Source organism: Pseudomonas tensinigenes (assembly GCF_014268445.2).
Lineage (GTDB): Bacteria > Pseudomonadota > Gammaproteobacteria > Pseudomonadales > Pseudomonadaceae > Aquipseudomonas > Aquipseudomonas tensinigenes.
Map to the genome: position 1 here is coordinate 2,146,782 of NZ_CP077089.1, position 23,039 is coordinate 2,169,820.

The following is a 23,039-nucleotide window of genomic DNA, read 5'->3' on the forward strand; positions in this document are numbered from 1 at the left end:
CCTACAAATGACACGGATAAGAACCGTGCAACGTTAAAACGTTCCAGTAACGTCGACCACCATTGGTCGAACGAAGAACCCGACTGGAACAAAGCAGCCAGTTTGAAGCGCAATTAAGTTGGCGCGCTTGGGCTGGCAGGTAGGTACTTAGGAGGGCAGGCAACACATCAAGGGCAAAGGTTCTGGGCCCGGGGTGAAGATCCTGATCAATTTGCAGGTTGGTTCGGTCAGAGTAAGTGGTCTTCGCAACACCCTTCGCATCATTCGAAGGCAGTGTCGTCGCAAGATTTACCTGGAAACCATCGAGGGGTCGTTCCCGCTTTTTTCGATAGGGCTTCTTGGTAGAAGGCTGACCGTGGGGATGTGTTCGACCGGAATTGACTTTCAGCTTGGTACTAACGCCGCGGATACTAACGGATCGAAATGCTTAAAGCAAACCCTGGTTTGAAAAAGACTGAAATCGACCACTGCTTCAGCTCCGCTGAGCTGCAGAATCAGCCCAGATGGTGCAGATTGCTACCGTTGGTCGGTGTAGCTCCACTCACAAAACTGTGTGTTTACGCCGCTTATCCCCAGAGTCATGGTGAAAACGCTCGGAAAAAGTGCATCGATATAACCCAGTAACAGGTACTTGTGCACATTAGTTGCGCGACCTGTAACGGCACTGTCACATCAATCCTGACCCCGATGGCTGCCTGTAACGAAAGTTTAAGTCAATGAAAAACATCGCTTTTTTTTGTTGGTGAAAAAATCGTCAGTTTGACTGCGGGCCCCATTCCATAAGGCTTTGCGAGGGTTGGAGGGCGGTTGTCCACTGAGTTATCCACAGCTTCTGTGGATTGTCCCGAGCGCTTGCTCTAGGACGGGCGTGCCGGGTTGTTTTTCGACTTTACCTGTAAGAAAAAGAGAGTAGAGTGGCGCGCCTTCCGATTCGTCCCACAGTGCTTTATGAAGTTTCGCTCAGTATCAGACTCTGTAACCTCAGAACCTCCCCGTGTTACTCCGCCCAAGCGCTTTACCGTTCGCGTTGCCGAATGGCTGCTCGACAGCCCGCGCCTGAGCGCCAGCCACAATGCCAAACACCTCGCTGGCCGCCTGCTCAAGCAACCGGCGCGTGAAGGTGTCGTCGCCGCGCAAAGCCGTCTCGGTCAACTGATGTGCCGCGAGTGCGGTAACGCTCGGGATCGGCGCATCGGTCAGGATCTGCTGCGCCAGGCCGCCCGCGCTGGTGATCGTCGCGCGCAACAGGAACTCGGTCTGCTCGAAGACTGAGCTGTCCAAGACCTGACACCTTGGTTAACCTTCAGGCTTTATCGAATCGGCAGGAGTCGTTATGGCTATGGACTTGACCAGCGTGTTGCTCGGTCTCGCAGGGGCAGGGCTGCCATTGTTGGCACTCGCCTGGCAGCTGCAGCGCCGGGCGAGCAATGGCCAAGCCGAGGTCGCCTTGCTCGAAGAACGGCTGGCCATGGCCCAACTGGCCCAGGACGGACTCAACGCGCAGCTCGACGCCAGCCGCGATGAAATCGCCGATCTCGGCCAGGCCAATGCCGCCAAGCAGGCTGATCTGGCCGCTTTGCGTCGGGAAGTCGAACTGTTGCAGATCGAACGTGACGACGCCCGCGATGCCTCCCACGCCTGGAACCTCGAACGCGCCAATAAGGAAGCTGAGCTGCGCCGCCTCGACGCACAGGCTGCTTCGCTTAACGCCGAACTGCGCGAGCAGCAGGAAAGTCATCAGCAACGCCTCAGCGACCTGCAAGGTTCGCGCGATGAACTGCGGGCGCAGTTTGCCGAACTGGCCGGGAAGATCTTCGATGAGCGCGAGCAGCGCTTTGCCGAAACCAGTCAGCAACGGCTCGGTCAGTTGCTCGATCCGCTGAAAGAACGCATTCAATCCTTCGAAAAACGTGTGGAAGAAAGCTATCAGGCCGAGGCCCGCGAGCGCTTCTCTTTGGCCAAGGAGCTTGAACGGTTGCAGGCGCTCAACCTGCGTTTGAGCGACGAAGCGACCAACCTGACCCGCGCCCTCAAAGGCCAGAAAACCCAAGGCAACTGGGGCGAGCTGATTCTTGAGCGTGTGCTCGAACACGCCGGTCTGGAGAAGGGCCGCGAGTACCAGACGCAGGTCAATCTCAAAGGCCCGGACGGCGAGCGCTTCCAGCCTGACGTGATCATTTACCTGCCGGGCGACAAACAAGTGGTGGTGGACTCCAAGGTGAGCCTCACCGCCTATCAGCAATACGTGGCTGCCGACGACGACAGCCTCGGGCAGATTGCGATCAAGCAGCACGTCCTGTCGTTACGCAATCACGTCAAAGGCCTGGCCGGCAAGGACTACAAGCGTCTGGAAGGGCTGCACAGCCTGGATTTTGTTTTGCTCTTCGTGCCGATCGAAGCGGCGTTTTCGGCGGCGTTGCAGGCCGAACCCAGCCTGTTCCAGGATGCCTTCGACCGCAACATCGTCATCGTCAGCCCGACCACGTTGCTGGCGACGCTGCGGGTGATCGACAGCCTGTGGAAGCAGGAGCGCCAGACTCAGAATGCCCGGGAAATCGCCGAGCGCGCCGGGTGGCTGTACGACAAGTTTGTGCTGTTTATTCAGGATCTCGACGAGGTCGGCAATCGTCTGCAACAGCTGGATAAAGCCTACAGTTCAGCGCGCAACAAGCTCACCGAGGGGCGCGGCAATCTGGTCAGTCGCAGTGAACAGCTGAAGTTGCTCGGTGCGCGGGCGAGCAAGAGCTTGCCGGCGGATTTGCTGGAACGGGCGATGACCGATGTCGATGGTCTCGTCGAACTCCCGGAATAGCCCGAAAAGCTTCGTCGGATCGCCGCCCGGAGCAGGCTCGCTCCCACAGGGATCACCTAAACCTTGTGGGAGCGAGCCTGCTCGCGAAGGCGTCAGTGCAGCACGTGCACCTACAACGGCAAATACCGACTCAACAACGCCCGCAACGCCGCCGGCTTCACCGGTTTGGCCAGATAATCCAGCCCCGCCGCATGCACCTGCGCAACCATCTCCGGTCGCCCGTCAGCACTGATCACCACCCCCGGCACCGGCTCACCCAGATGCGTGCGCAACCACGCCATCAACTCGGTACCGGTATCCCCGTGATCGAGGTGATAGTCGACCAGCGCCACTTGCGGTCGCACCCCGTCGTTCAACAACGCCGCGCATTCCTCACGATTACGCGCCGTCCATACCTGACAGCCCCAGCGGCTCAGCAGGCTGTTCATGCCGATCAGAATGCTGTCTTCGTTGTCGATGCACAGCACTTGCGCGCCACTCAGCAATTTGCCATTCAATTCAACCGCGGCGCTCGCCGGCACGGCTTGTGAGCGAGCCAGCGGCACGCTGACGCTGAACACACTGCCGCGCCCCGGCCACGAACGCACACGCAAGGTATGCCCGAGTACACGGCACAAACCATCGGCAATCGCCAAACCCAGCCCGAGACCTTTTTCGGCGCGGGTCTGATGGCTGTCGAGGCGCTTGAACTCCTCGAAAATTACCTGCTGTTTATCTTCCGGAATCCCTGGTCCGCGATCCCACACTTCCAGACACAATTCGCCGCCACGTCGACGTACACCCAGTAACACCGGGCCTTTGGCGTAGCGAAATGCGTTGGTGAGGAAGTTCTGCAGAATTCGTCTGAGCAATTTGATGTCGCTGTCGATGCGCAGATGACTGCCGCGTACACGGAAGGTCAATCCCTGTTCCTGTGCCAGTGCCTTGAACTCGGCACCGAGAGTGTCGAACAGCTCATTGACGGCGAACGGCTTGCGATCCGGGTTGATCTTGCCGTTTTCCAGTCGGGAGATATCCAGCAGATCGCTGATCAGATCCTCGGCCGAGCGCAACGAACTGTCGAGGTGTTGCACCAGTTTTTGCGCCTCGCTGCTCAAACCGTCGTCCTGATGGGAGAGGGCGGCGGAGAACAGCCGGGCGGCGTTCAGCGGCTGCATCAAGTCGTGGCTGACCGCCGCGAGGAAGCGGGTTTTCGACTGGTTGGCGGCTTCGGCGGTGCCTTTGGCTTCGGTCAGCGCGACGTTGAGTTGCGACAGTTCCTGAGTGCGTTCGCTGACCCGTTGCTCGAGCCCTTCGTTGGCTTCGGTCAACGCCTGCTCGGCTTCGCGGAACGCGGTGATGTCGGTGAAGCTCATGACGAAACCGCCACCGGGCATCGGGTTGCCGATCAGCTCGATCACCCGGCCGTTGGGGAACAAACGTTCAGAGGTATGCGCGCGGCCCTGACGCATCCAGTGCAAACGCCGGGCAACGTGGACTTCCGCTTCACCGGGGCCGCACAAACCGCGCTCGGCGTTGTAGCGAATAATGTCGGCAATCGGTCGGCCGACGCTGATCAGACCATCCGGGTAGTTGAACAGTTCGAGGTAACGCCGGTTCCAGGCCACCAGTTTAAGTGACTGGTCGACCACGCTGATGCCTTGGGTGATGTTCTCGATCGCACCTTGCAGCAGAGCGCGGTTGAACTGCAGTACCTCGGAGGCTTCGTCGGCGATGCGAACGACGTCTTCCAGTTGCATTTCCCGACCTTCGATGGCGGCTTTTACTACAGCACGCGTCGAAGAAGCGCCAAGCACACCGGCCAGCAAGCGCTCGGTATGGGCGATCCATTCGCCGTCGGCATTCTGGTTCGGGTTGAAGCCTTTGCCTTGGCGATAGGCGAAGCGAATGAAGCTCTGGCGCGCACGTTCCTCACCGACGAAACGCGCGGCCAATTGCAGCAGGTCGTCGATTTGTACCGCCAGCATCGAGCGCGCACTCGGCCGTGCACTGATCTCCTGACCGATGAAGCGCCCGGCCTGCCAGTGCTCCGACACGCGCGTGCGGGATAACACCGAGACCCAGGCGAACAAGGTGAAGTTACCGGCCAGCGACAACACCACACCTTGGGTCAGCGGGGTAATTGGCAGGTTCAGTGGATTGCTGTGCAGCCACGCCAGCCCCGGAAAACTGCTCAGCGACCAGCCCAAGCTGTGCGCGGCAATCGGCAGGATCAACGTGTAGAACCAGAGGAAAGTGCCCGCGGCCAAACCTGCGAAAACGCCGCGACGGTTGGCCTGTTTCCAGTACAAGGCACCGAGCATGGCGGGCGCCAGTTGAGTCACGGCGGCGAAGGCGATCTGGCCGATGGTCGCCAGACTCGCAGTGGAGCCGAGCAAGCGATAGCTGACGTACGCCAGCAGCAGAATCACCACGATGCTCACGCGCCGCACCGAGAGCATCCACTGGCGGAACACTTCGAACGGGCGCTCGGCGTTATTGCGGCGCAGCAACCATGGCAACAGCATGTCGTTGGAGACCATGGTCGACAGCGCCACGCTGGCGACAATCACCATGCCGGTTGCCGCTGATGCGCCACCGATAAACGCCAGCATCGCGAGCGCCGGATGCGCCTGCGCCAGTGGCAGGCTGATCACGAAGGAGTCGGGCAGTACGTCGCTGGGCAGCAGCATCTGACCGGCCAGCGCGATCGGGACTACAAACAATGCGGCCAGCGCGAGATAGGCGGGAAACACCCATTTGGCCAGACGCAGATCCTGCGGATCGATGTTCTCCACCACCGTGACGTGGAACTGCCGTGGCAGGCAGATGATCGCCATCATCGCCACGCCGGTCTGCACCACCATCGACGGCCAATTGATGGTTTCTTTCCAGTATTCCTCCAGGCGCGGGGCGAGCATGGCCTGGTTGAACAGGTCATCGAAACCGTCATACAGGCCATAGGTGACGAAGGCGCCAACGGCGAGAAAGGCGAACAGTTTGACCAGCGATTCGAAAGCAATTGCCAGCACCATGCCCCGGTGGTGTTCGGTGGCATCGAGGTTGCGCGTACCAAAAACGATGGTGAACAGCGCCAGCACCAGCGACACGATCAGCGCGGTGTCCTGGGCGCGAGTGCCCATGGCGTCGGCACCGGCGCCGATCAACAGATTTACGCCGAGGACGATACCTTTGAGTTGCAGGGCAATGTAGGGGAGGACGCCGACCAGACAGATCAGCGCTACGACCACTGCCAGCGATTGCGATTTGCCGTAGCGCGCGGCGATAAAGTCAGCGATGGAGGTGATGTTCTCCTGTTTGCTGATCATCACCATTTTTTGCAGGACCCACGGCGCGCCCACTAACAGCAGGATCGGCCCGAGGTAAATCGGCAGGAATGACCACAATTGCTCGGCGGCTTGACCGACAGCGCCGAAGAACGTCCAGCTGGTGCAATAAACTGCCAGCGACAGGCTGTACACCCAGGCACGCACGCGCGGCGGCAACGGCGCGCTGCGCCGGTCGCCGTAGAAGGCGATGGCGAACATGATGGCCATATAGGCCAGGGCGACGGCGGCGATCAGCCCGGTGGACAGCGACATGCAACACTCCCGACAAAAGACTCCCCGGCACTCCTGCCCGGGCGGACAGTCTCGCATGCGCGGGGCGGTTAGTCAGTGTCGACCAAGGTCGTGGCGTGGCGGGGTGTCGCAGGTTTGAATGGAGGCGTTGTGCGTTGACATTGCCAGGCATCGAACCCTGTAGGAGCTGTCGAGTGAAACGAGGCTGCGATCTTTTGATTTTTCAAAATCAAGATCAAAAGATCGCAGCGTGCCGCAGCTCCTACATGAATATCGGCGTCAGTCCAGACGCAGCGCAATATCAATCAGCCGATGCAGCTCATCCGCCTCCAGCGCCGCCGCCGAAAACAGAATCCGGAACACCACCGGCGCCACCACCAGATTGATCAACCGATCAACACTCGGCGCCACCTCATCCGGGTGCCGCTCAATGATTGTCTGCAACTGCGCGCCAATGATCGTCACGCAATAGCCCGGCGTAGCGCTCGCCTGCACGTCGCGCATCATGTTGCGCCCAGGCTCGGAACTCATCTCGTCGAGATACTGCTCGGCCCACGCGCGAATATCGCTGCGCAAGCTGCCGGTTTGCGCCGGTTCGCTGTCCGGGCGCATGCGGGCGAGGGCGACGTCTGCTAGCAACGCGGACAGATCACCCCAACGCCGGTAAATCGTCGATGGCGTCACCCCGGCGCGAGCGGCGATTTGCGGGACGGTCACGCTCGAGCGCTCCTGTTCTTGCAGGAGCGCACGGACTGCCGAATGAATTGCATCTTGCACCCGGGCACTGCGGCCGCCGGGGCGTAAACCTTCTTTAATAGCCATGCGGCAGACCTTAACACAAAGAATTTGCTTTAAGCGCGAGGCAGTAGCACACTCCGCAAAAGCAAAAAATTAGCTTTTGCGGAGTGTGCCCATGATTAGCCTTGCTTCCAATCGATCCAGCCTGTGGTTTCTGGCGATCACCTTACTCAGTTTTCTCGCTGCTTCCACGGCGCCGACGCCGCTGTATCACTTGTATCAGGATCAACTGCATTTCTCTGCAGCCGTTCTGACCCTGATTTTCGGCGTCTACGCCCTCAGCCTGTTGGCGGCGCTATTAACTGTCGGCTCGCTTTCCGATCACCTGGGACGCAAACCGGTGATCTTCACCGCCGTGTTGCTCAACGCGTTGGCGATGCTGCTGTTTATCTATGCCGACAGCGTGGCGTGGCTGATCAGCGCGCGTGTTCTGCAAGGATTTGCCACCGGCATGGCCACCGCTGTTTTAAGCGCGACCCTGCTCGACACGGATCGCCAGCAGGGGCCGTTGATCAACAGTGTCGCGCCGTTGCTCGGCATGGCCTTGGGCGGCATGGGCTGCGGTTTGTTGGCCGAATTTGCGCCGGCGCCGTTGCAACTGACCTATTGGCTGCTGCTCGCACTGTTTGTATTGCAGGGCATTTATGTGTGGCGTCTGCCGGAAAGCGTTACGCCGCAAGCCGGAGCGTGGGCATCGTTGCGGCCGACTTTGCATGTGCCGGTGCAGGCTCGTTCAACGTTGTGGCGAGTGTTGCCGCTGAACACCGCAACCTGGGCGCTCGGCGGTTTCTACGCCTCCCTCGCGCCATCGCTGGTGCGCACCGCCACCGGTTCGACGTCCAATCTGATCGGCGGCGCAACCGTGGCTGCCCTGACGGTGACCGGTGCATTGATGATTTTCATGATGCGCAATCGTCCCGCCGCGCGAGCATTGCAGTTGGGCGCGAGCCTGCTGCCGATCGGTCTGGTGTTGATTCTGCTGGGCGTGCACAGCGCCAGTCTGTCGGTGTTTTTCCTCGGCACGCTGGTCGCCGGTTGCGGCTTTGGTTCGGGATTTCTCGGTGCCGTGCGCAGCCTCGTGCCGCTGGCTTTGCCTCACGAACGGGCGGGGTTGATGGCGGCGTATTACGTACTCAGTTATCTGGCGTTCTGTCTGCCGGCGTTGCTCGCCGGGCACTTGTCGCGCAGCTACGGTCTGCTGGCGACCACCGATGGTTACGGGGCGATTTTGATCGCCTTGGCTGTCGCCGCGCTGTTGCTGAGCCTGCGTCCAGCGCCATCCAAGGTGTGCCGCGTTCCATAAACGGCGCGCTTTCGGTTAGCCTTGCCCAGCCTCTTCTCACGGATCGACTCATGAAGATTATTCGCAGCAAGACCTTCACCGCCGAGCGCGCCTGGGGCGCGCTGGACATCGCCAACATGAACGGCATCACCACGCGCCTGCACTGGACGGATCAGCCGTACAAATGGCACATCAACGACGGCGAGGAAGTGTTTGTGGTGCTCGATGGCCAAGTGCTGATGCATTATCGCGAGCAGGGCGAAGAAAAACAGGTGCAGCTGGATGTCGGCGACATCTTCTATGCGAGCGTCGGCACTGAGCACGTCGCCCATCCACAAGGCGCGGCGCGGATTCTGGTGATCGAGAGCGAAGGCAGCGTCTGAATGCTTATTGGTAAAACAGATAACAGTTAGAGATATTACCCGTTATATAGATATTCGATTCGGTTCTACCATGGACTCAACCTCACCAGAGGACAGGAGTTCATGATGATTTGCCCCAACAGCGCCAAACCCGGCATCAAGCCGTTCAGCCAACTTCAGCATCCACGCGAAGTGATCCGTCAATTCACCCCGAACTGGTTCGCCGCGACCATGGGCACCGGTGTGCTGGCGTTGGCGCTGGCACAACTGCCCCTGGCCATTCCTGGCTTGCACGTTATCGCTGAAGGTTTGTGGTTGTTCAACATTCTGTTGTTCACCCTGTTTACCGCTGCGTACGCTGCGCGCTGGATCTTGTTCTTCGATGAGGCGCGGCGGATTTTCGGCCACTCCACGGTATCGATGTTCTTCGGCACCATTCCCATGGGCCTGGCGACGATCATCAACGGCTTTCTGTTGTTCGGCCTGCCGCGTTGGGGGGACGGCGTGATTCATCTTGCCGAAGTGCTGTGGTGGATTGATGTGGCCATGTCGCTGGCTTGCGGCGTGCTGATTCCGTACATGATGTTTACCCGTCAGGAACACAGCATCGACCAGATGACCGCCGTTTGGCTGTTGCCGGTAGTGGCGGCAGAAGTGGCAGCGGCCAGCGGTGGTTTGCTCGCTCCGCACCTGACCGACGCCCATTCGCAACTGGTGGTACTGACAACGAGCTACGTGCTCTGGGCCTTTTCCCTACCGGTAGCGTTCAGCATTCTGACGATTCTGCTGCTGCGCATGGCCCTGCATAAACTGCCCCACGAAAACATGGCCGCTTCGAGCTGGCTGGCCCTCGGCCCGATCGGCACCGGTGCGCTGGGCATGTTGCTGTTGGGCGGTGATGCGCCAGCGATTTTCGCGGCAAACGGTTTGCAGGGCATCGGCGAAATCGCTGCGGGTCTGGGGCTTATTACGGGGATCACCCTGTGGGGCTTCGGGTTGTGGTGGATGCTGATGGCGCTGCTGATCACCGTGCGTTACTTGCGTGACGGCATCCCATTCAACCTCGGCTGGTGGGGATTCACCTTCCCGTTGGGCGTGTATTCGCTGGCAACCCTGAAGCTGGCGAGCACTCTGAACCTGACGTTTTTCAGCGTCGTCGGCACGCTGTTGGTGATTTTGCTGGCGGTGATGTGGCTGATTGTCGGCAAACGCACCGTGCAAGGTGCGTGGCGTGGCGAGCTGTTTGTCTCGCCGTGCATCGCAGGTTTGAAGAAATAACCTGAAAGTTTTAGGTAAGGTGTGGCCTGGATCGCGGTTCGAGAATCCAATAAGCAGTACCCAGGCCTCTCTACCTTAAACATCAGGGAAACACGGAAGATGAGTCACCCCTCACAGTTCAACCTGCTGCGCACCCGGCGCTTCCTGCCATTCTTCATCACGCAGTCCCTTGGCGCGTTCAACGACAACGTGTTCAAGCAGTCGCTGATCCTCGCCATTCTTTATCGGCTGACCATCGAGGGTGACCGTTCGATCTGGGTCAACCTGTGTGCGTTGCTGTTTATCCTGCCGTTTTTCCTGTTCTCGGCATTGGCCGGGCAGTTCGGGGAGAAGTTCGCCAAGGACGCGCTGATCCGTCTGATCAAGCTCGCGGAAATTGCGATCATGGCCGTAGGATCGGTCGGTTTCCTCTTTGATCACCTGTCGCTGATGCTGGTGGCGCTGTTCGCCATGGGCACGCATTCGGCGCTGTTTGGACCGGTGAAATATTCGATCCTGCCGCAGGCGCTGCGTGAGGATGAACTGGTTGGCGGCAACGGCCTGGTGGAAATGGGCACGTTTCTGGCGATTCTCGCCGGGACGATTGGCGCCGGGGTCATCATGTCATCGACCCACTATGCGCCGTTGGTGTCCTGCGCGATCGTCGGGATTGCCGTGCTGGGCTATCTGGCCAGCCGCAGCATTCCCCGTGCAGCGGCAGCGTCGCCTGAGATGCGTCTGAACTGGAACATCTTCAGCCAATCCTGGGCCACCTTGAAACTTGGCCTGGGCCAGACCCCGGCGGTGTCGCGCTCGATCGTCGGCAACTCGTGGTTCTGGTTTGTCGGGGCGATTTATCTGACGCAGATTCCAGCCTATGCCAAAGAGTGGATGCACGGTGATGAGACCGTGGTCACCCTGATTCTGACGGTGTTCTCGGTCGGTATCGCGCTTGGCTCGATGCTCTGCGAGAAACTGTCTGGGCGCAAAGTCGAGATCGGCTTGGTGCCGTTCGGCTCGTTTGGTCTGACCGTGTTCGGTTTGCTGTTGTGGTGGCACTCCGGCGGAATTCCCGACAGCGTCATCGGCCACAGCTGGATTGAAGTGCTCGGTTTCGTGCACACATGGGCAGTGTTGATTGACATCCTCGGCCTCGGCATCTTCGGTGGTTTCTACATCGTGCCGCTGTATGCCTTGATCCAGTCGCGCACCGCTGAAAACGAGCGCGCGCGGGTGATTGCCGCCAACAACATTCTCAACGCGTTGTTTATGGTGGTATCAGCCATCGTCTCGATCGTGCTGCTGAGCGTGGCCAAGCTGTCGATCCCGCAGTTGTTCCTCGTGGTGTCGCTGCTGAATATCGGCGTCAACGCCTACATCTTCAAGATCGTCCCCGAGTTCAGCATGCGTTTCATGATCTGGCTACTCAGCCATTCCATGTACCGCGTCGAGCACCGTAACCTTGAGGCGATTCCCGATGAAGGCGCGGCATTGCTGGTGTGCAACCACGTGTCGTTCGTCGATGCCTTGCTGATTGGCGGTGCGGTGCGTCGGCCGATTCGCTTTGTCATGTACTACAAGATCTACAACTTGCCGGTACTGAACTTTATCTTCCGCACGGCGGGGACGATTCCGATTGCCGGACGTAATGAAGACATCCAGATTTACGAAAAGGCTTTCACCCGGATTGCTCAATATCTGAAGGACGGCGAGCTGGTGTGCATCTTCCCGGAAGGCAAGTTGACCGCCGACGGCGAGATGAACGAATTCCGGGGCGGGCTGACGCGGATTCTCGAGGAGACGCCGGTACCGGTGATTCCGTTGGCGTTGCAGGGGTTGTGGGGGAGTTTCTTCAGTCGCGATCCGAATAAAGGTGTGTTTCGGCGGTTGTGGTCGCGGGTGACGTTGGTGGCGGGAGCGCCGGTAGGCATTGATGTGGCTGAGCCGGCGAAGTTGCAGGGGTTGGTCGGGGAGTTGCGCGGGGCTGTCAGATAGCCGGCGATTTTAAGGGCCTCTTCGCGAGCAGGCTTGCTCCCACAGTTGATCGTATTCCTCTGACGGAACGCGATTGAATGTGGGAGCGAGCCTGCTCGCGAAAGCGGTAGTGGCTCAAGCGCTGACCTTAAGCCCAATCAACCCGGTAATGATCAACGCCACACTGGCCAGCCGAATCAACGCCATCGACTCGCCAAACAGGATGATCCCGGCAATCACCGTGCCCACGGCACCAACACCGGTCCAGATCGCATAGGCCGTACCCAGCGGCAATTCTTTCATCGCCAGGCCAAGCAGGCCAAGGCTGATGGCCATGGCCGCAACGGTCAGTACGGTGGGGAGCGGGCGGGTGAAGCCGTCGGTGTATTTCAGGCCGACGGCCCAGCCGACTTCGAACAGGCCGGCGAAAAACAGAATGATCCAGGACATGCAAGACCTCCATCGATTGACGGGGTCGTCCCCAGATTAATGACTCGATCGAGCCGCAGGGTCGTCCCCGCGTTGCGCGCTAGTTTGACCAGCATTAACCCGGGGATCAAGTTTCGAGGTCAGTCAGCCGCTTGCTGCGCCAGTGTCTCGCGATCTTCCTTTTCACTCATGCGCCGGAAGTACGTCGACAGCAGGGCTCCGGAAATATTGTGCCAGACGCTGAACAGCGCGCTCGGCACCGCTGCCAATGGCGAAAAATGCGCACTGGCCAACGCGGCGCCCAACCCCGAATTCTGCATGCCCACTTCCAGCGCCAGCGACTTGCGTTGGGCCAGCGGCAGCTTGAACAGGCGTCCGGTGAAGTAGCCCAGCAGATAACCGAAGCTGTTGTGCAGCATCACTACGGCCATGATCAACAGGCCGGATTCGGCGATTTTCGCCTGGCTGGCGGCCACGACGGCGGTGACGATGATCACAATGCTGACCACCGACACCAGCGGCAACACATCGACGGCGTGACGAACCTTGTCGCCGAGCAAACGCTGGGCAACCACGCCTAGGATGATCGGCAGCAGCACCACTTGCAGGATCGACCAGAACAGCTCCATGAACGACACCGGTAACCACGCCGAGGCCAGCAGCCAGATCAGCGCCGGGGTCAGCAGCGGGGCGAGGAGGGTGGTGACGGCGGCGATGGCCACCGACAACGCCAGATCACCGCGAGCCAGCCAGGTCATCACGTTGGACGACGTGCCGCTTGGGCAGCAGCCGACCAGAATCACCCCGACGGCGATTTCCGGCGGCAGATGAAACACTTGGCAAAGTAACCACGCCACGCCGGGCATGATCACGAAATGGGCAACCACGCCCAGCGCCACACGCCACGGGTGGCGGGCAACAGCGGCGAAGTCGTCGAGTTTGAGGGTCAGGCCCATGCCGAACATGACCAGCCCGAGCAACGGTACGATCGCGCTTTTCAGGCCGAGGAACCACGCCGGTTGCAGAAACGCAATCACAGCAAAAATCAGAACCCAGTAAGCGAAGGTGTTGCCGACAAAGCGGCTGAGTGCAGCCAGTGCGCGCATGGCTTGATCCTTATTATTAAATGATCAACACAAAAACAATTGTGGGAGCGAGCCTGCTCGCGAAAGCGGCGTGCCAGATACATTAATGTTAACTGTCACTCCGCATTCGCGAGCAGGCTCGCTCCCACAGTTTTGAAACTCGTCAGGATCAGATGCCTTGAGGAGTCTCTTCGCCACCCAACGCTTCCACCAGCGCCGGCAGGAAATCACCGAAGGTCAGCATCATCAGGGTGAAGCTGGCATCCAGTTGACCCAGTGCCTCATCACCACCGTCCTGTTCCGCCTGATCCTGCAGCAGATCTTCGAACTTCAGACGTTTGACAGTCATCTTGTCGTCGAGCATGAACGACAGTTTGTCCTGCCACGCCAGCGACAACTGAGTGACGACTTTGCCGGTGCTCAGGTGCAGCTGGATTTCTTCGCTGGTCAGGTCCTGACGCTTGCAACGCACGATACCGCCGTCTTCGTGGGTGTCGCGCAGTTCGCACTCGTCCAGTACATAGAAGTCATCGGCGGCTTTTTGCGTGGTGACCCATTCGGTCATGGTCGCGGTAGGCGACATTTTCACGGTCAGCGGACGAACGGGCAGGGTGCCGATCACTTCACGCAGGGTCGACAGCAGGTCTTCGGCACGTTTCGGGCTGGCCGAGTTGACCAGGATAAGACCCTGTTTTGGCGCGATGGCAGCGAAGGTCGACGAGCGACGGATAAAGGCGCGCGGCAGGAACGCCTGGATGATTTCATCCTTGATCTGGTCGCGTTCCTTCTTATAGACCTTGCGCATCTGCTCGGCTTCGATCTCTTCGACCTTTTCCTTGACCGCGTCACGCACGACGCTGCCCGGCAGAATGCGTTCTTCTTTACGCGCAGAAATCAGCAGGAAGTCGCCGCTGACGTGCACCAATGGAGCATCTTCGCCTTTGCCGAACGGCGCGACGAAACCGTAGGTGGTCAACTCCTGGCTTGCACATGGACGCGCCAGTTTGGTGGCCAGTGCAGTTTCCAGCGCCTCGGCATCGACAGGCAGGTCTTGGGTCAGGCGATAGATAAGCAGGTTTTTGAACCACATGGGGTGAGTCTCTCCTTTATACAAAGGGGGGCATTATTGTCTTCGCCGTCTCATAGGCCAACCCTTCTCTAAGCCTTTGGAAGGCCTGAGAAAATTATTTAAAAAAGTGCTTGCCAGAGGTTGGGTCGCTCCGTAGAATGCGCGCCACACCGAAGCGAAGGGTGATTAGCTCAGCTGGGAGAGCGTCTGCCTTACAAGCAGAATGTCGGCGGTTCGATCCCGTCATCACCCACCATTCGTTTCAAGTGTTTAGCGCAGCGGTAGTTCAGTCGGTTAGAATACCGGCCTGTCACGCCGGGGGTCGCGGGTTCGAGTCCCGTCCGCTGCGCCATATTCGGTAACCTGGACCACTGAACGCCAGGTCACCACGGAAGAACCCGCCAAGGCGGGTTTTTTTCTGCTCCAAGGTTGTACCCGCGGGATGTGTCGTTTTACTGGCTTTCGGATTTATTTGAAAAAACTTCAATTAAATCAACACTTTACGAAAACTTGTGGCATAATGCGTCCCGTAACGAAGCGAAGGGTGATTAGCTCAGCTGGGAGAGCGTCTGCCTTACAAGCAGAATGTCGGCGGTTCGATCCCGTCATCACCCACCATTCGTTTCAAGCGTTTCGCGCAGCGGTAGTTCAGTCGGTTAGAATACCGGCCTGTCACGCCGGGGGTCGCGGGTTCGAGTCCCGTCCGCTGCGCCATATTCGGTAATCTGGAACACTGAACGCCAGATCACCACAGAAAGCCCGCCTTGTGCGGGCTTTTTGCTGTCTGGGATTTGGGTATTTTTCGCGACCCATAACTATGTAGTGCCTGCCGGTTCCGTCGCTTTCGGACAATGAGCAATGTTCTTCATGACGCTTCTACGTCATAGAGCCAGCCAATTGCCCGACGAGAGCCAATCCAATGCCAAATCTTGCTGAAACTTCTGCCGCCGATGACGGCCAAGCGCTGTCGTTCCTGTCATCCAGTCCCGCCTTTCTTTCCAGCGATGACGCCGCTGCCTGCCTGCACGGCCTGTTGAAGGCCCCGCGAAACGGCGAATTCAACGGGTTCATTCTGAAAACCGTTGATGCACGATTCATTTGCGCAGAGCGCATAGATGCGCCGATGGCCGACGACAAGAACCAGCAAAGCGACGCAACCACCGGGCAACATGGCATACCCGGTGTAGTCGTCAGCGCGGCGGGGGAGCTGATTGTCCCGAGCGGCCTCACCCTTGAGGCGAGTTTTCACGCCCGTCCGGTGAAAGCGCAAGGTGCCGATGAGGCCACAACCGAATGGATTCAGCGTAATCGTTTCTTCGCAATCTCGGATTTGTCGGAAGTGATGAATACGCACCGAAAATTCGCGAAATGCTATCTATCCGCGCGTAATGGAGGGCTTCTGTCATACACATCGAAAAACTCGTCGTTTGAACAGGAGCTTTCGCCGCGACTTACCAGGAAAAGTAACGGCCAGCCTCGACGATTCGAGGAGTTGTATGAAGATGGTTCGATTCCAAGCAGCCTGTGGATCTTGCTGACGTTGGCCGCCGGAACAACAACGGTCGTCGTAACCGGTGATCTCTGGCGGCACCGCGGCCACCTCAATGCCAGTTGGAGGGCGGATATCCTGCAAGTACAGCCGGCAAACTCAGCAATGCCGATCTTCGGGCCGATCTTTCGGGATGCCAAGGATGTCGCGCTTTATCTGCATACCAAATTACCTGAGTCGACGGCAGCGCAGCCAAATGTCGGCTTCATCCTCAAACATAATGTCAGTGATTTTTTTATCCTGACCGAACCGGTTTCCAGCCCTTACGCCAGCTTCGACCGGGCACTACTGTTTCCCAAGGATCAGCACGGCAATCCATTGATCCCCCGCGAATTTCGTGTGCATGGCATTTACCATTCGATTCAGCCATTACCATCGGCACGTCTGGCACCGAGCGAAGTGGACCTTCAGCAGAATTTCTTCTCTGCAGCGGACCTCAAGGTCAGTCTGGACCATGTAATCGTGGCACCTCATCAACGTGTTTTCGCCATCACCCGCGATGGGGCGGTGCTACGTTTCGCCAAGCCGGTCATGCCCAAGGTCCGCGCGCTGCTTGTCGAACTGGCGCAAGGCCTTGAGCAGAAGTTGATCACTGGCGGGATCACGCCGACGATATTTGTCGACAAAGTTGCCGACGCCGGGATCCTCAGTGTTCTGTTCCCGAGCAAGACCTGGCCCACCATGGGAAGGATCACGGCATCGACCAGTATTGTTGCCCGCAGGCACCATACGGATCATTCGCTGTTGCGTTGATGGCGATAGTCGCTAATTGCCTCGTACACCGCTTTGCGCAGCCGGTTGATGCCGCCGATCGGGCGATGTGCCTCAACGCCAAACCAAGGATTGAACGACAGGTTGTCGCATTGCAGATTCAGCGCCGGATCATCGAAATCCTGCGGCGGCAGCGTGATTCGCGCTACGGTTTCGAAAGGCGCATCCTGCTCGCGCCATTCGATGCTGGTGTCTTCGATCGGCATGTATTTATTGGCATCCTGGCGCTGGATTTGCAGCATAAAACAGGCCGGTACCCGATCCGTCGACAACTGCTGACTCAGCGCGCTGCGCAGGAAGTTCGGCAGGTCGTGGTTCTGTTTGGGCAATGTGTATGCGGGGCAATTGTCCGGATCGGGTACTACACGAAACTTTGCATTCGCGTCGCCGAATTTGTAGGGCGAAACCGAAAAGTATGTAGTCGCCGTCGGGCTGTCCGGCGGCGGCGACAATGTTGCCAGGGCAATAAACAAATGACGGATCTGCCAGCTGCGCGGGTCCCATCCGGGGAAAAACGCCATGACCTTTTTGCCTTCAGCCTGCGCTGCCACATTCTGACGATACTCGGCGACATCGCTGACAAAGAAGTTCGGATGGCTGAACATCACGAAATCCTGTTCATGCGCTGCCTGACGGTTGTCGAGCAACTGTTTTCCCGAAACGTCCAGCAGTTTGATCGCCATGCCCCTGGCGTCGCGGATGCTGTCGAACTGTGGGTAGGCATTGCCATTGGACAGGCGAATCATTGCCTGCCAGGTTTTGCCTGGCTCACTGAATACGCCCTGGCGCAGCGACTGCGCCAGTTCCGGCAGAACCTGCACCTGAGCCTTGACGCAGCCGTGCGCCTTGGCATGTGCGTCGCGCAGATACCGTGTGCTTTCGCGATGTTGATCGACGATGCGCACGGCAGTCTGAATCACGTCCTGAGTCATCGCGGCTTCGCCGGGCGGAATCTGCTCCAGCGTCGAAACCGGGCCGCGGTGCTGCCAGGCAAACCATGCCGTGGCAGTGGCCCAGCCGAGGAGGCCGATGATGACCATTATCAGCAGGACTTTGCCAAGCAGACGTCCAAGCCACAACCAGACTCTGGCCAACAGCGGCAGTTCTTTCTTGAAGGCCGAGATCATGGCAGTTGCGCCTCCAGTGGGCCGCCGAGGACTTTCAGGTATTCAAGCAGCGCCCAGCGTTCTTCAGGCAGCAGCAGCCGGCCAATCACACCGTTGCCGCGCTCGCCAGCGCGGAATTCATGGCCACTGTTGTGGTTACCAATGATGCGCGTGTCGAACAGGAAGCCATTGGTGAAGGCTTCGGTGCGATAACCCAGATGTCGCGGATCGTATTCAAATGTGCCTTTGAAAAAGGTCGTGGCGCGCTCATCTTGCGGCGACAGCAACTGATAAAGGCTCGGCACCGAGCCGTTGTGCAGAAATGGCGCAGTAGCCCAGACACCGGCTAGCGGCCGGGCCTTGTAGGCGACTTTTTCGCGCACGCCGATTGGCAGGCCGAAGCCGTCCAGCCGGGGCTTTTCCTGTGGTGTGACGTTGGCGTCGCGGTAGGCGCGGTCTTCGACGAAGGCAGTGACGTAAGCCAGGCCTTTGGCCACTGACAACTGGCTCAGATCCAGAGGTTCCTTGGGTGTCGGGTGCAGTTTGACGTCCAGGGTTTCGAGTTCCTTCAGGTCCCATTGCAGGGCGGTCAGGTCGAAACGGTGGGTGGCGATATTGTTGGCGGCGGTCGGGTCGGTGCCGATGACATCGACCGGCAGCATGTGCAAATGCTGCACCCAGCGCTGACCTTCCTGCGTCTGGCGCGGTACGTGACAACCGGCGCAATTCTCGGCAAACAGCGTGCGCCCCTTGGCTGCCATTGGTTTGTCGATGGCGCCAAGCAGCTCCTCTGGCCAAGTGGGCGGCTTGAGCTCTTGCAGGGTTTCTTCGATCTTGTGCAAATCACGCACGCGCACGCTGGAGGCATAGCGTGCAGTGCCTTGCAGCGGCTGGCCGTTGCCATCGAAAAAATTCAGGGTGGTGCCGACGCCTAACGCTTCGCCGATGTTGCGCGCCATCGGCTGCTGCGCCGAGCCGTTCCACTGCACCCAATCGAACGTCCACATGTCCCAGAGCTGCGGGTAATCCACAGGGGCATTGGCCACGCGGTAGTTGGCGGGGGAAATTGCATCGCCAAATGTCGCGTTGGCAATACGTCCAAAGGCGTCGGCGCGGCCGGGACCTTCTTCGGTCGGGTAGAGGCCGCGATGGGTATCGTTCCAGGCGACTTTAAGGAATGTGTTCAGTGAAGTTTTGAAGTCTTTGCGCAATTGCTCGTGGCGCGCGTCGTATTCTTCGCCCAGCACGGTTCTGGCAAAGCGTTCGAATTTCCATGGGTTGTAGTAAGTCGCGGTCAGACTTGCCACCAGAGCCTGTCCGAAACTTCCGCCGCGCAAAGTAGGCACACTGGAAGGCAACACATGTTGCGCGGTACCGCCGTCGATCCGTACGGCCTGGCCTTTGAAACGCAATTCGCCGGTGTGGCAAGCGGCGCAAGTGATGTCCAGATATTGCTCGGAGCTGCCGGGATTCTGGTGCCGGGCAAAACCGACGGGGAGGTTACCCGGATTGTTCGCGGTGGCTTTCTGCTGCGGATCAATCAGAAAACCGAAGCGCGCGAGGTAATCGGGCGAGGCGAAACGTTGCGCCGAGAAGGGCAGTTCCAACGCCTGGAACCACTCATAGCGCAGGCCTTTGACCTGCGTACCCTGAGGCGTGAAATAGTAGGTTTGCCGGTCTTCGTCACTCCACTGATCGAGGTAATGCACCTGCTCGGCGGGGATATAGAAAGGCAATTTCGGATTGGCGACGTAATACAGCACCACTGCGATCACGAGTCCCAGCAGCACGACGATCAGGGTCAGCACACGGAATAAAAGGCGCAAGATAAACATCCTTGTCGAATTGTTCCGCTGTTATGCCTGAGCCTGCACTATGCGGCAAGTGGCCATTACGCCAGATGATGCAGGAAGAAACGACGCTGATTGTCGGGACAAGATGACAGAAGCTTCATCGTCGCTTCGCGCCAATGCGTTTTAATCCCTGAACTTATCGGAAGTTTCCTGCTCTCATGCCGGTAGCCATTGGTCGTGGCGGCCTGATAAGCTCGCGGCTTTACTCGATTGCCCTTTCGGCGCATGAACAAGGAAATAGCATGAAACAGCATCGGTTGGCGGCGGCGGTTGCCCTGGTTAGCCTGGTCCTCGCGGGTTGTGATTCGCAGACCAGCGTAGAGCTGAAAACCCCGGCGCAAAAAGCTTCCTACGGTATCGGCCTGAACATGGGCAAGAGCCTGGCTCAGGAAGGCATGGATGATCTGGACTCCAAAGCGGTAGCCCAGGGCATCGAAGATGCCGTTGGCAAGAAAGAACAGAAGCTGAAAGATGAAGAACTGGTCGAAGCCTTCGCTGCACTGCAAAAGCGTGCTGAAGAGCGCATGGCCAAGATGAGCGAAGAGTCGGCAGCCGCCGGCAAGAAATTCCTCGAAGAAAACGGCAAGAAAGCCGGTGTGACTACCACCGCTTCGGGTCTGCAGTACGAAGTGGTCAAGAAAGCCGACGGCCCACAGCCTAAGCCGACTGACGTAGTGACTGTTCACTACACCGGCAAGCTGACCAACGGCACCGTATTCGACAGCTCCGTCGAGCGCGGCAGCCCGATCGATCTGCCGGTAAGCGGCGTGATCCCGGGTTGGGTTGAAGGTCTGCAACTGATGCACGTTGGCGAGAAGTACAAACTGTACATCCCTAGCGATCTGGCTTACGGCGCTCAGTCGCCAAGCCCGGCAATCCCGGCCAATTCGGTTCTGGTCTTCGACCTTGAACTGCTGGCCATCAAGGATCCAGCCAAAGAAGCTGCTGCTGCCAAGTAATTGGTAAAGGCTTCAACAACAACGCCTCGCTTATGCGGGGCGTTGTTGCATCTGGAGTCTGGCAAGGGTAAACAGAGCGAACCGATGCCGGTCGCGAGAGTCATAGCCATTGAGGCTGCCCGCGCTAGCCGCCCTGAGCAGCCAAGTCAATGAAATATTGGGGTTTTTTATGTGAGTAAAAAACGCCCGATCTGAGCGCAGCCCTTATGAAACGGGGCTTTCAGCGCTGAAATGCAGCTCTGTTCACAAGGTTATCCACAATTTGTGTGGATAACATTTCAACGGGAGGAATAGATGAAAGCTCCGTGGAATTTCGCTCGATTCCTGCCCCTGGCCGGTCGCCTGCTGGCACGCGGCCGCTTGCCGACCTTATTGTTTGCGGTCGCCAGCAAAGGCGCCGCGCAAGGCAATCGCCTCGGTAAACTCAAGGACGACTTACGTTTACTCCAGGCGTTGTGCCTGGCCTATTGGCGCGGCGAGTATCGGGCCATCAGTGGCAAAGCATTGATTTCGGTCGTGGCGGGGTTGATGTACTTCCTCAGTCCGGTCGATGCGATTCCGGATTTCATTCCGGTGTTCGGCATGCTCGACGACATTGCCGTTCTCGCCTGGCTGATGAAAACCCTCGACGATGAACTCAATGCTTTTCGTCTTTGGCGCAACCGTCAGCAGCCGGAAAAACTCGCCGTCGTCGAACGCCTGCCGGATACACCCGAACAACTGCAACTTCAGGGGCCGAAAAAAACCTGATTATCAATACCCTCGTACAGATAGATACCCCCCGCGACCTTGGCCGCTGTTAGGATTACACTTCTAGGGAAAAGTGCCGACTCGCTAAGTGTTGTTGTCCTACGGGGTAGTCATGGATATTCAGATAATTGCACGCGATGGCGAACCCGAATACGCGGTTCTGCCGTGGGCTCAGTATCAGGCTCTACTAAAAGCAGCAGGCATCAACGAAACACCGTCGCGTCCGGCAGTCACGCCGCTCGCGGCCACACCAGACCCGATTCTTCCAGGCCTGGATCAACTACGCAGTTTGCGCGAAGGGAAGGGCATCGCCATTGAGGCGCTGGCCCGCACGGTAGGCATCAGCCCGTCTTATCTGGCCATGATCGAAAGTGGCGAGCGTCAGCCTGACGCCGCGATTCGCCGCAGCCTGGCCTGGGAATTGACGGTGCCAGGGTGGAGGGATGAATCGTGAGCGTACGCATCAGTCGTCAACATTGGGACGGATTGCTCGGAGAACTGGATCAGGCGCGCCGCCAGCGTCATCTTCTGACTTATCGGGCCTTGCTTGAGCGGTTGCAATTGCCGACACCGGCCATGCAAACCTTGACTGCCGCGCTTGAGCATCTGGCCGCGCTGGATGCCAAGGCCGAACAACCGTTGCGCAGTTCACTGGTGATCAGCCAAGGCGCGAGTCGCCTGCCACGCACCGGTTTCTTTGAATGTGTTGAACGTCTGGGACGTTTTTCAGGGCCGTCGGATGGTGTTGCTGCGGCCTCTTGGCATGCCTCGGAAGTTGTCCGCGTTTTTGAATACGAGTACCCGGAATCGGCGGAGGCCTGAGTGTTTTTACGACTCAAGGCGCGGGCCAGTTACTGGCTGGCCCGCAGGCTGTTTCACTGGTCATGGTTTGTTCACCAACCGCGTGGCTGGCGCTGGCTCGAAGGGCAGTTTGCGCGCATGGCCAGCCTCGGCGATGTCGATGCGCAAAGCTTCTATGGGCACATCCTGACCTTTCGTGGTGTCGGCCTGGGTGCACGTGAAGAAGGTGTGCGCCTGTTGCGGCTGGCGGCACTTGCTGGTGATGGCAAAGCGGCTTACCAGGTCGGTGTGATCAGCCTGGCGGGAACACCGAGCAAGTCGCCGGATCCTGTCGAAGCCGCACGCTGGTGGGGCATGGCCGCCAAGGCCGGGCATCCGTTGGCTGAGCTCAAATTAAAAGAGTTGAGTACTCGCGATTCAACACAGTAAATCCATTTATGTCCGCTCAAATAAACGCGGCGTGAGGTTTTCCTCTCGCCGCGTTTGCGTTTTTGCGCGCTTGTTTATCTATGAGCGATTTATTACAGACAAGTCCTACAGTTATCGCCTACTTGCCTGACTTCTTTCCTGATTGATCCCCCGCACAGTTCCCGCGCCTAATTTTTGCGCGAGGGAACGCTCA

At 58.6% G+C, this 23,039-nt stretch carries 19 protein-coding genes and 4 tRNA genes; 16 read left to right on the forward strand and 7 right to left on the reverse strand.

Annotated features, from left to right (window positions below; all coding sequences use genetic code 11):
• Positions 1-948: 948 nt before the first annotated feature.
• Both HU718_RS09515 and HU718_RS09520 read left to right on the forward strand, forming a co-directional pair.
• A complete protein-coding gene (locus HU718_RS09515; RefSeq protein ID WP_095119969.1) occupies positions 949-1,272 on the forward strand; it encodes an SEL1-like repeat protein in 324 nt (107 codons plus the stop codon).
• A gap of 175 nt (positions 1,273-1,447) precedes the next feature.
• Positions 1,448-2,812: a DNA recombination protein RmuC gene (locus HU718_RS09520; protein ID WP_186616500.1), complete on the forward strand. Its 1,365-nt coding sequence runs from the start codon at positions 1,448-1,450 to the stop codon at positions 2,810-2,812.
• Between the two features lie 110 nt (positions 2,813-2,922).
• On the opposite strand, the gene HU718_RS09525 is transcribed toward HU718_RS09520, so the two are convergent.
• Both HU718_RS09525 and HU718_RS09530 read right to left on the reverse strand, forming a co-directional pair.
• The gene (locus HU718_RS09525; RefSeq protein ID WP_186616492.1) at positions 2,923-6,393 is read right to left on the reverse strand and encodes a hybrid sensor histidine kinase/response regulator; all 3,471 of its coding nucleotides are present in this window, start codon (positions 6,391-6,393) and stop codon (positions 2,923-2,925) included.
• Between the two features lie 258 nt (positions 6,394-6,651).
• Complete coding sequence (locus HU718_RS09530) at positions 6,652-7,194, reverse strand: TetR/AcrR family transcriptional regulator (protein ID WP_186616493.1); 543 nt, start codon at positions 7,192-7,194, stop codon at positions 6,652-6,654.
• A 91-nt stretch (positions 7,195-7,285) separates the two neighbouring features.
• Between HU718_RS09530 and HU718_RS09535 the strand changes: the two genes are divergently transcribed.
• The 4 genes from HU718_RS09535 (at position 7,286) to HU718_RS09550 (ending at position 12,066) form a co-directional block, all read left to right on the forward strand.
• Positions 7,286-8,473: an MFS transporter gene (locus HU718_RS09535; RefSeq protein ID WP_186616494.1), complete on the forward strand. Its 1,188-nt coding sequence runs from the start codon at positions 7,286-7,288 to the stop codon at positions 8,471-8,473.
• A 50-nt stretch (positions 8,474-8,523) separates the two neighbouring features.
• Complete coding sequence (locus HU718_RS09540) at positions 8,524-8,835, forward strand: cupin domain-containing protein (RefSeq protein WP_108227172.1); 312 nt, start codon at positions 8,524-8,526, stop codon at positions 8,833-8,835.
• A 105-nt stretch (positions 8,836-8,940) separates the two neighbouring features.
• Positions 8,941-10,092, forward strand: a complete 1,152-nt coding sequence (locus tag HU718_RS09545; protein ID WP_186616495.1) for a TDT family transporter — start codon at positions 8,941-8,943, stop codon at positions 10,090-10,092.
• A gap of 99 nt (positions 10,093-10,191) precedes the next feature.
• On the forward strand, positions 10,192-12,066 hold the full coding sequence (locus HU718_RS09550; RefSeq protein WP_150707825.1) for an MFS transporter: 1,875 nt from the start codon (positions 10,192-10,194) through the stop codon (positions 12,064-12,066).
• A gap of 114 nt (positions 12,067-12,180) precedes the next feature.
• Here the strand turns inward: HU718_RS09550 and sugE are convergent, their stop codons facing one another.
• From sugE to rdgC, 3 genes are all read right to left on the reverse strand, one after another.
• On the reverse strand, positions 12,181-12,495 hold the full coding sequence (gene sugE, locus HU718_RS09555; protein ID WP_003223093.1) for a quaternary ammonium compound efflux SMR transporter SugE: 315 nt from the start codon (positions 12,493-12,495) through the stop codon (positions 12,181-12,183).
• Between the two features lie 119 nt (positions 12,496-12,614).
• Positions 12,615-13,580: a bile acid:sodium symporter family protein gene (locus tag HU718_RS09560; protein ID WP_160056940.1), complete on the reverse strand. Its 966-nt coding sequence runs from the start codon at positions 13,578-13,580 to the stop codon at positions 12,615-12,617.
• A gap of 148 nt (positions 13,581-13,728) precedes the next feature.
• Positions 13,729-14,649 carry a recombination-associated protein RdgC gene (gene rdgC, locus HU718_RS09565; protein ID WP_007919763.1) on the reverse strand — a complete coding sequence of 307 codons (921 nt, stop codon included), beginning with the start codon at positions 14,647-14,649 and terminating at the stop codon, positions 13,729-13,731.
• A gap of 159 nt (positions 14,650-14,808) precedes the next feature.
• Here rdgC and HU718_RS09570 point away from each other — a divergent pair.
• The 5 genes from HU718_RS09570 (at position 14,809) to HU718_RS09590 (ending at position 16,930) form a co-directional block, all read left to right on the forward strand.
• Positions 14,809-14,884: transfer RNA gene (locus HU718_RS09570), tRNA-Val, on the forward strand.
• 19 nt (positions 14,885-14,903) lie between these two features.
• Positions 14,904-14,980 (forward strand) — tRNA-Asp (locus HU718_RS09575).
• A gap of 190 nt (positions 14,981-15,170) precedes the next feature.
• A tRNA-Val gene (locus HU718_RS09580) sits at positions 15,171-15,246 on the forward strand.
• Positions 15,247-15,265: 19 nt separating this feature from the next.
• A tRNA-Asp gene (locus HU718_RS09585) sits at positions 15,266-15,342 on the forward strand.
• 205 nt (positions 15,343-15,547) lie between these two features.
• Positions 15,548-16,930 (forward strand): hypothetical protein, encoded by a 1,383-nt coding sequence (locus HU718_RS09590; protein WP_186616496.1) that lies wholly within the window; start codon positions 15,548-15,550, stop codon positions 16,928-16,930.
• Here the strand turns inward: HU718_RS09590 and HU718_RS09595 are convergent.
• Together HU718_RS09595 and HU718_RS09600 are read right to left on the reverse strand one after the other, a co-directional pair.
• The gene (locus HU718_RS09595; RefSeq protein ID WP_225936850.1) at positions 16,912-18,075 is read right to left on the reverse strand and encodes a catalase family protein; all 1,164 of its coding nucleotides are present in this window, start codon (positions 18,073-18,075) and stop codon (positions 16,912-16,914) included. The genes HU718_RS09590 and HU718_RS09595 overlap by 19 nt on opposite strands.
• On the reverse strand, positions 18,072-19,880 hold the full coding sequence (locus tag HU718_RS09600; protein WP_186616497.1) for a di-heme-cytochrome C peroxidase: 1,809 nt from the start codon (positions 19,878-19,880) through the stop codon (positions 18,072-18,074). The genes HU718_RS09595 and HU718_RS09600 overlap by 4 nt, the downstream gene beginning before the upstream one ends.
• A gap of 269 nt (positions 19,881-20,149) precedes the next feature.
• On the opposite strand from HU718_RS09600, the gene bamJ reads away from it, so the two are divergent.
• The 5 genes from bamJ to HU718_RS09625 all read left to right on the forward strand — a co-directional run bounded on the left by bamJ (position 20,150) and on the right by HU718_RS09625 (position 22,846).
• On the forward strand, positions 20,150-20,866 hold the full coding sequence (gene bamJ, locus HU718_RS09605) for a BamJ family beta-barrel-assembly machinery protein (RefSeq protein WP_007919751.1): 717 nt from the start codon (positions 20,150-20,152) through the stop codon (positions 20,864-20,866).
• 294 nt (positions 20,867-21,160) lie between these two features.
• On the forward strand, positions 21,161-21,616 hold the full coding sequence (locus HU718_RS09610) for a YkvA family protein (protein WP_016987828.1): 456 nt from the start codon (positions 21,161-21,163) through the stop codon (positions 21,614-21,616).
• Positions 21,617-21,728: 112 nt separating this feature from the next.
• A complete protein-coding gene (locus HU718_RS09615; RefSeq protein ID WP_095119981.1) occupies positions 21,729-22,070 on the forward strand; it encodes a helix-turn-helix domain-containing protein in 342 nt (113 codons plus the stop codon).
• Positions 22,067-22,438, forward strand: coding sequence for a hypothetical protein (locus HU718_RS09620; RefSeq protein WP_003223109.1), 372 nt, complete (start codon positions 22,067-22,069; stop codon positions 22,436-22,438). The genes HU718_RS09615 and HU718_RS09620 overlap by 4 nt, the downstream gene beginning before the upstream one ends.
• The gene (locus tag HU718_RS09625; RefSeq protein WP_186616498.1) at positions 22,439-22,846 is read left to right on the forward strand and encodes an SEL1-like repeat protein; all 408 of its coding nucleotides are present in this window, start codon (positions 22,439-22,441) and stop codon (positions 22,844-22,846) included. It begins immediately after the preceding gene.
• The last annotated feature ends 193 nt before the right edge of the window (positions 22,847-23,039 follow it).

Excerpts from the sequence above, each read along its gene's own strand:
- rdgC (WP_007919763.1), bottom strand. The coding sequence starts at position 14,649 with ATGTGGTTCAAAAACCTGCTTATCTATCGCCTGACCCAAGACCTGCCT.
- HU718_RS09560 (WP_160056940.1), bottom strand. The coding sequence starts at position 13,580 with ATGCGCGCACTGGCTGCACTCAGCCGCTTTGTCGGCAACACCTTCGCT.
- sugE (WP_003223093.1), bottom strand. The coding sequence starts at position 12,495 with ATGTCCTGGATCATTCTGTTTTTCGCCGGCCTGTTCGAAGTCGGCTGG.
- HU718_RS09525 (WP_186616492.1), bottom strand. The coding sequence starts at position 6,393 with ATGTCGCTGTCCACCGGGCTGATCGCCGCCGTCGCCCTGGCCTATATG.
- HU718_RS09550 (WP_150707825.1), top strand. The coding sequence starts at position 10,192 with ATGAGTCACCCCTCACAGTTCAACCTGCTGCGCACCCGGCGCTTCCTG.
- HU718_RS09610 (WP_016987828.1), top strand. The coding sequence starts at position 21,161 with ATGAAAGCTCCGTGGAATTTCGCTCGATTCCTGCCCCTGGCCGGTCGC.
- HU718_RS09530 (WP_186616493.1), bottom strand. The coding sequence starts at position 7,194 with ATGGCTATTAAAGAAGGTTTACGCCCCGGCGGCCGCAGTGCCCGGGTG.
- HU718_RS09540 (WP_108227172.1), top strand. The coding sequence starts at position 8,524 with ATGAAGATTATTCGCAGCAAGACCTTCACCGCCGAGCGCGCCTGGGGC.
- HU718_RS09590 (WP_186616496.1), top strand. The coding sequence starts at position 15,548 with ATGCCAAATCTTGCTGAAACTTCTGCCGCCGATGACGGCCAAGCGCTG.
- HU718_RS09545 (WP_186616495.1), top strand. The coding sequence starts at position 8,941 with ATGATTTGCCCCAACAGCGCCAAACCCGGCATCAAGCCGTTCAGCCAA.
- HU718_RS09535 (WP_186616494.1), top strand. The coding sequence starts at position 7,286 with ATGATTAGCCTTGCTTCCAATCGATCCAGCCTGTGGTTTCTGGCGATC.
- bamJ (WP_007919751.1), top strand. The coding sequence starts at position 20,150 with ATGAAACAGCATCGGTTGGCGGCGGCGGTTGCCCTGGTTAGCCTGGTC.
- HU718_RS09515 (WP_095119969.1), top strand. The coding sequence starts at position 949 with ATGAAGTTTCGCTCAGTATCAGACTCTGTAACCTCAGAACCTCCCCGT.
- HU718_RS09595 (WP_225936850.1), bottom strand. The coding sequence starts at position 18,075 with ATGATCTCGGCCTTCAAGAAAGAACTGCCGCTGTTGGCCAGAGTCTGG.
- HU718_RS09615 (WP_095119981.1), top strand. The coding sequence starts at position 21,729 with ATGGATATTCAGATAATTGCACGCGATGGCGAACCCGAATACGCGGTT.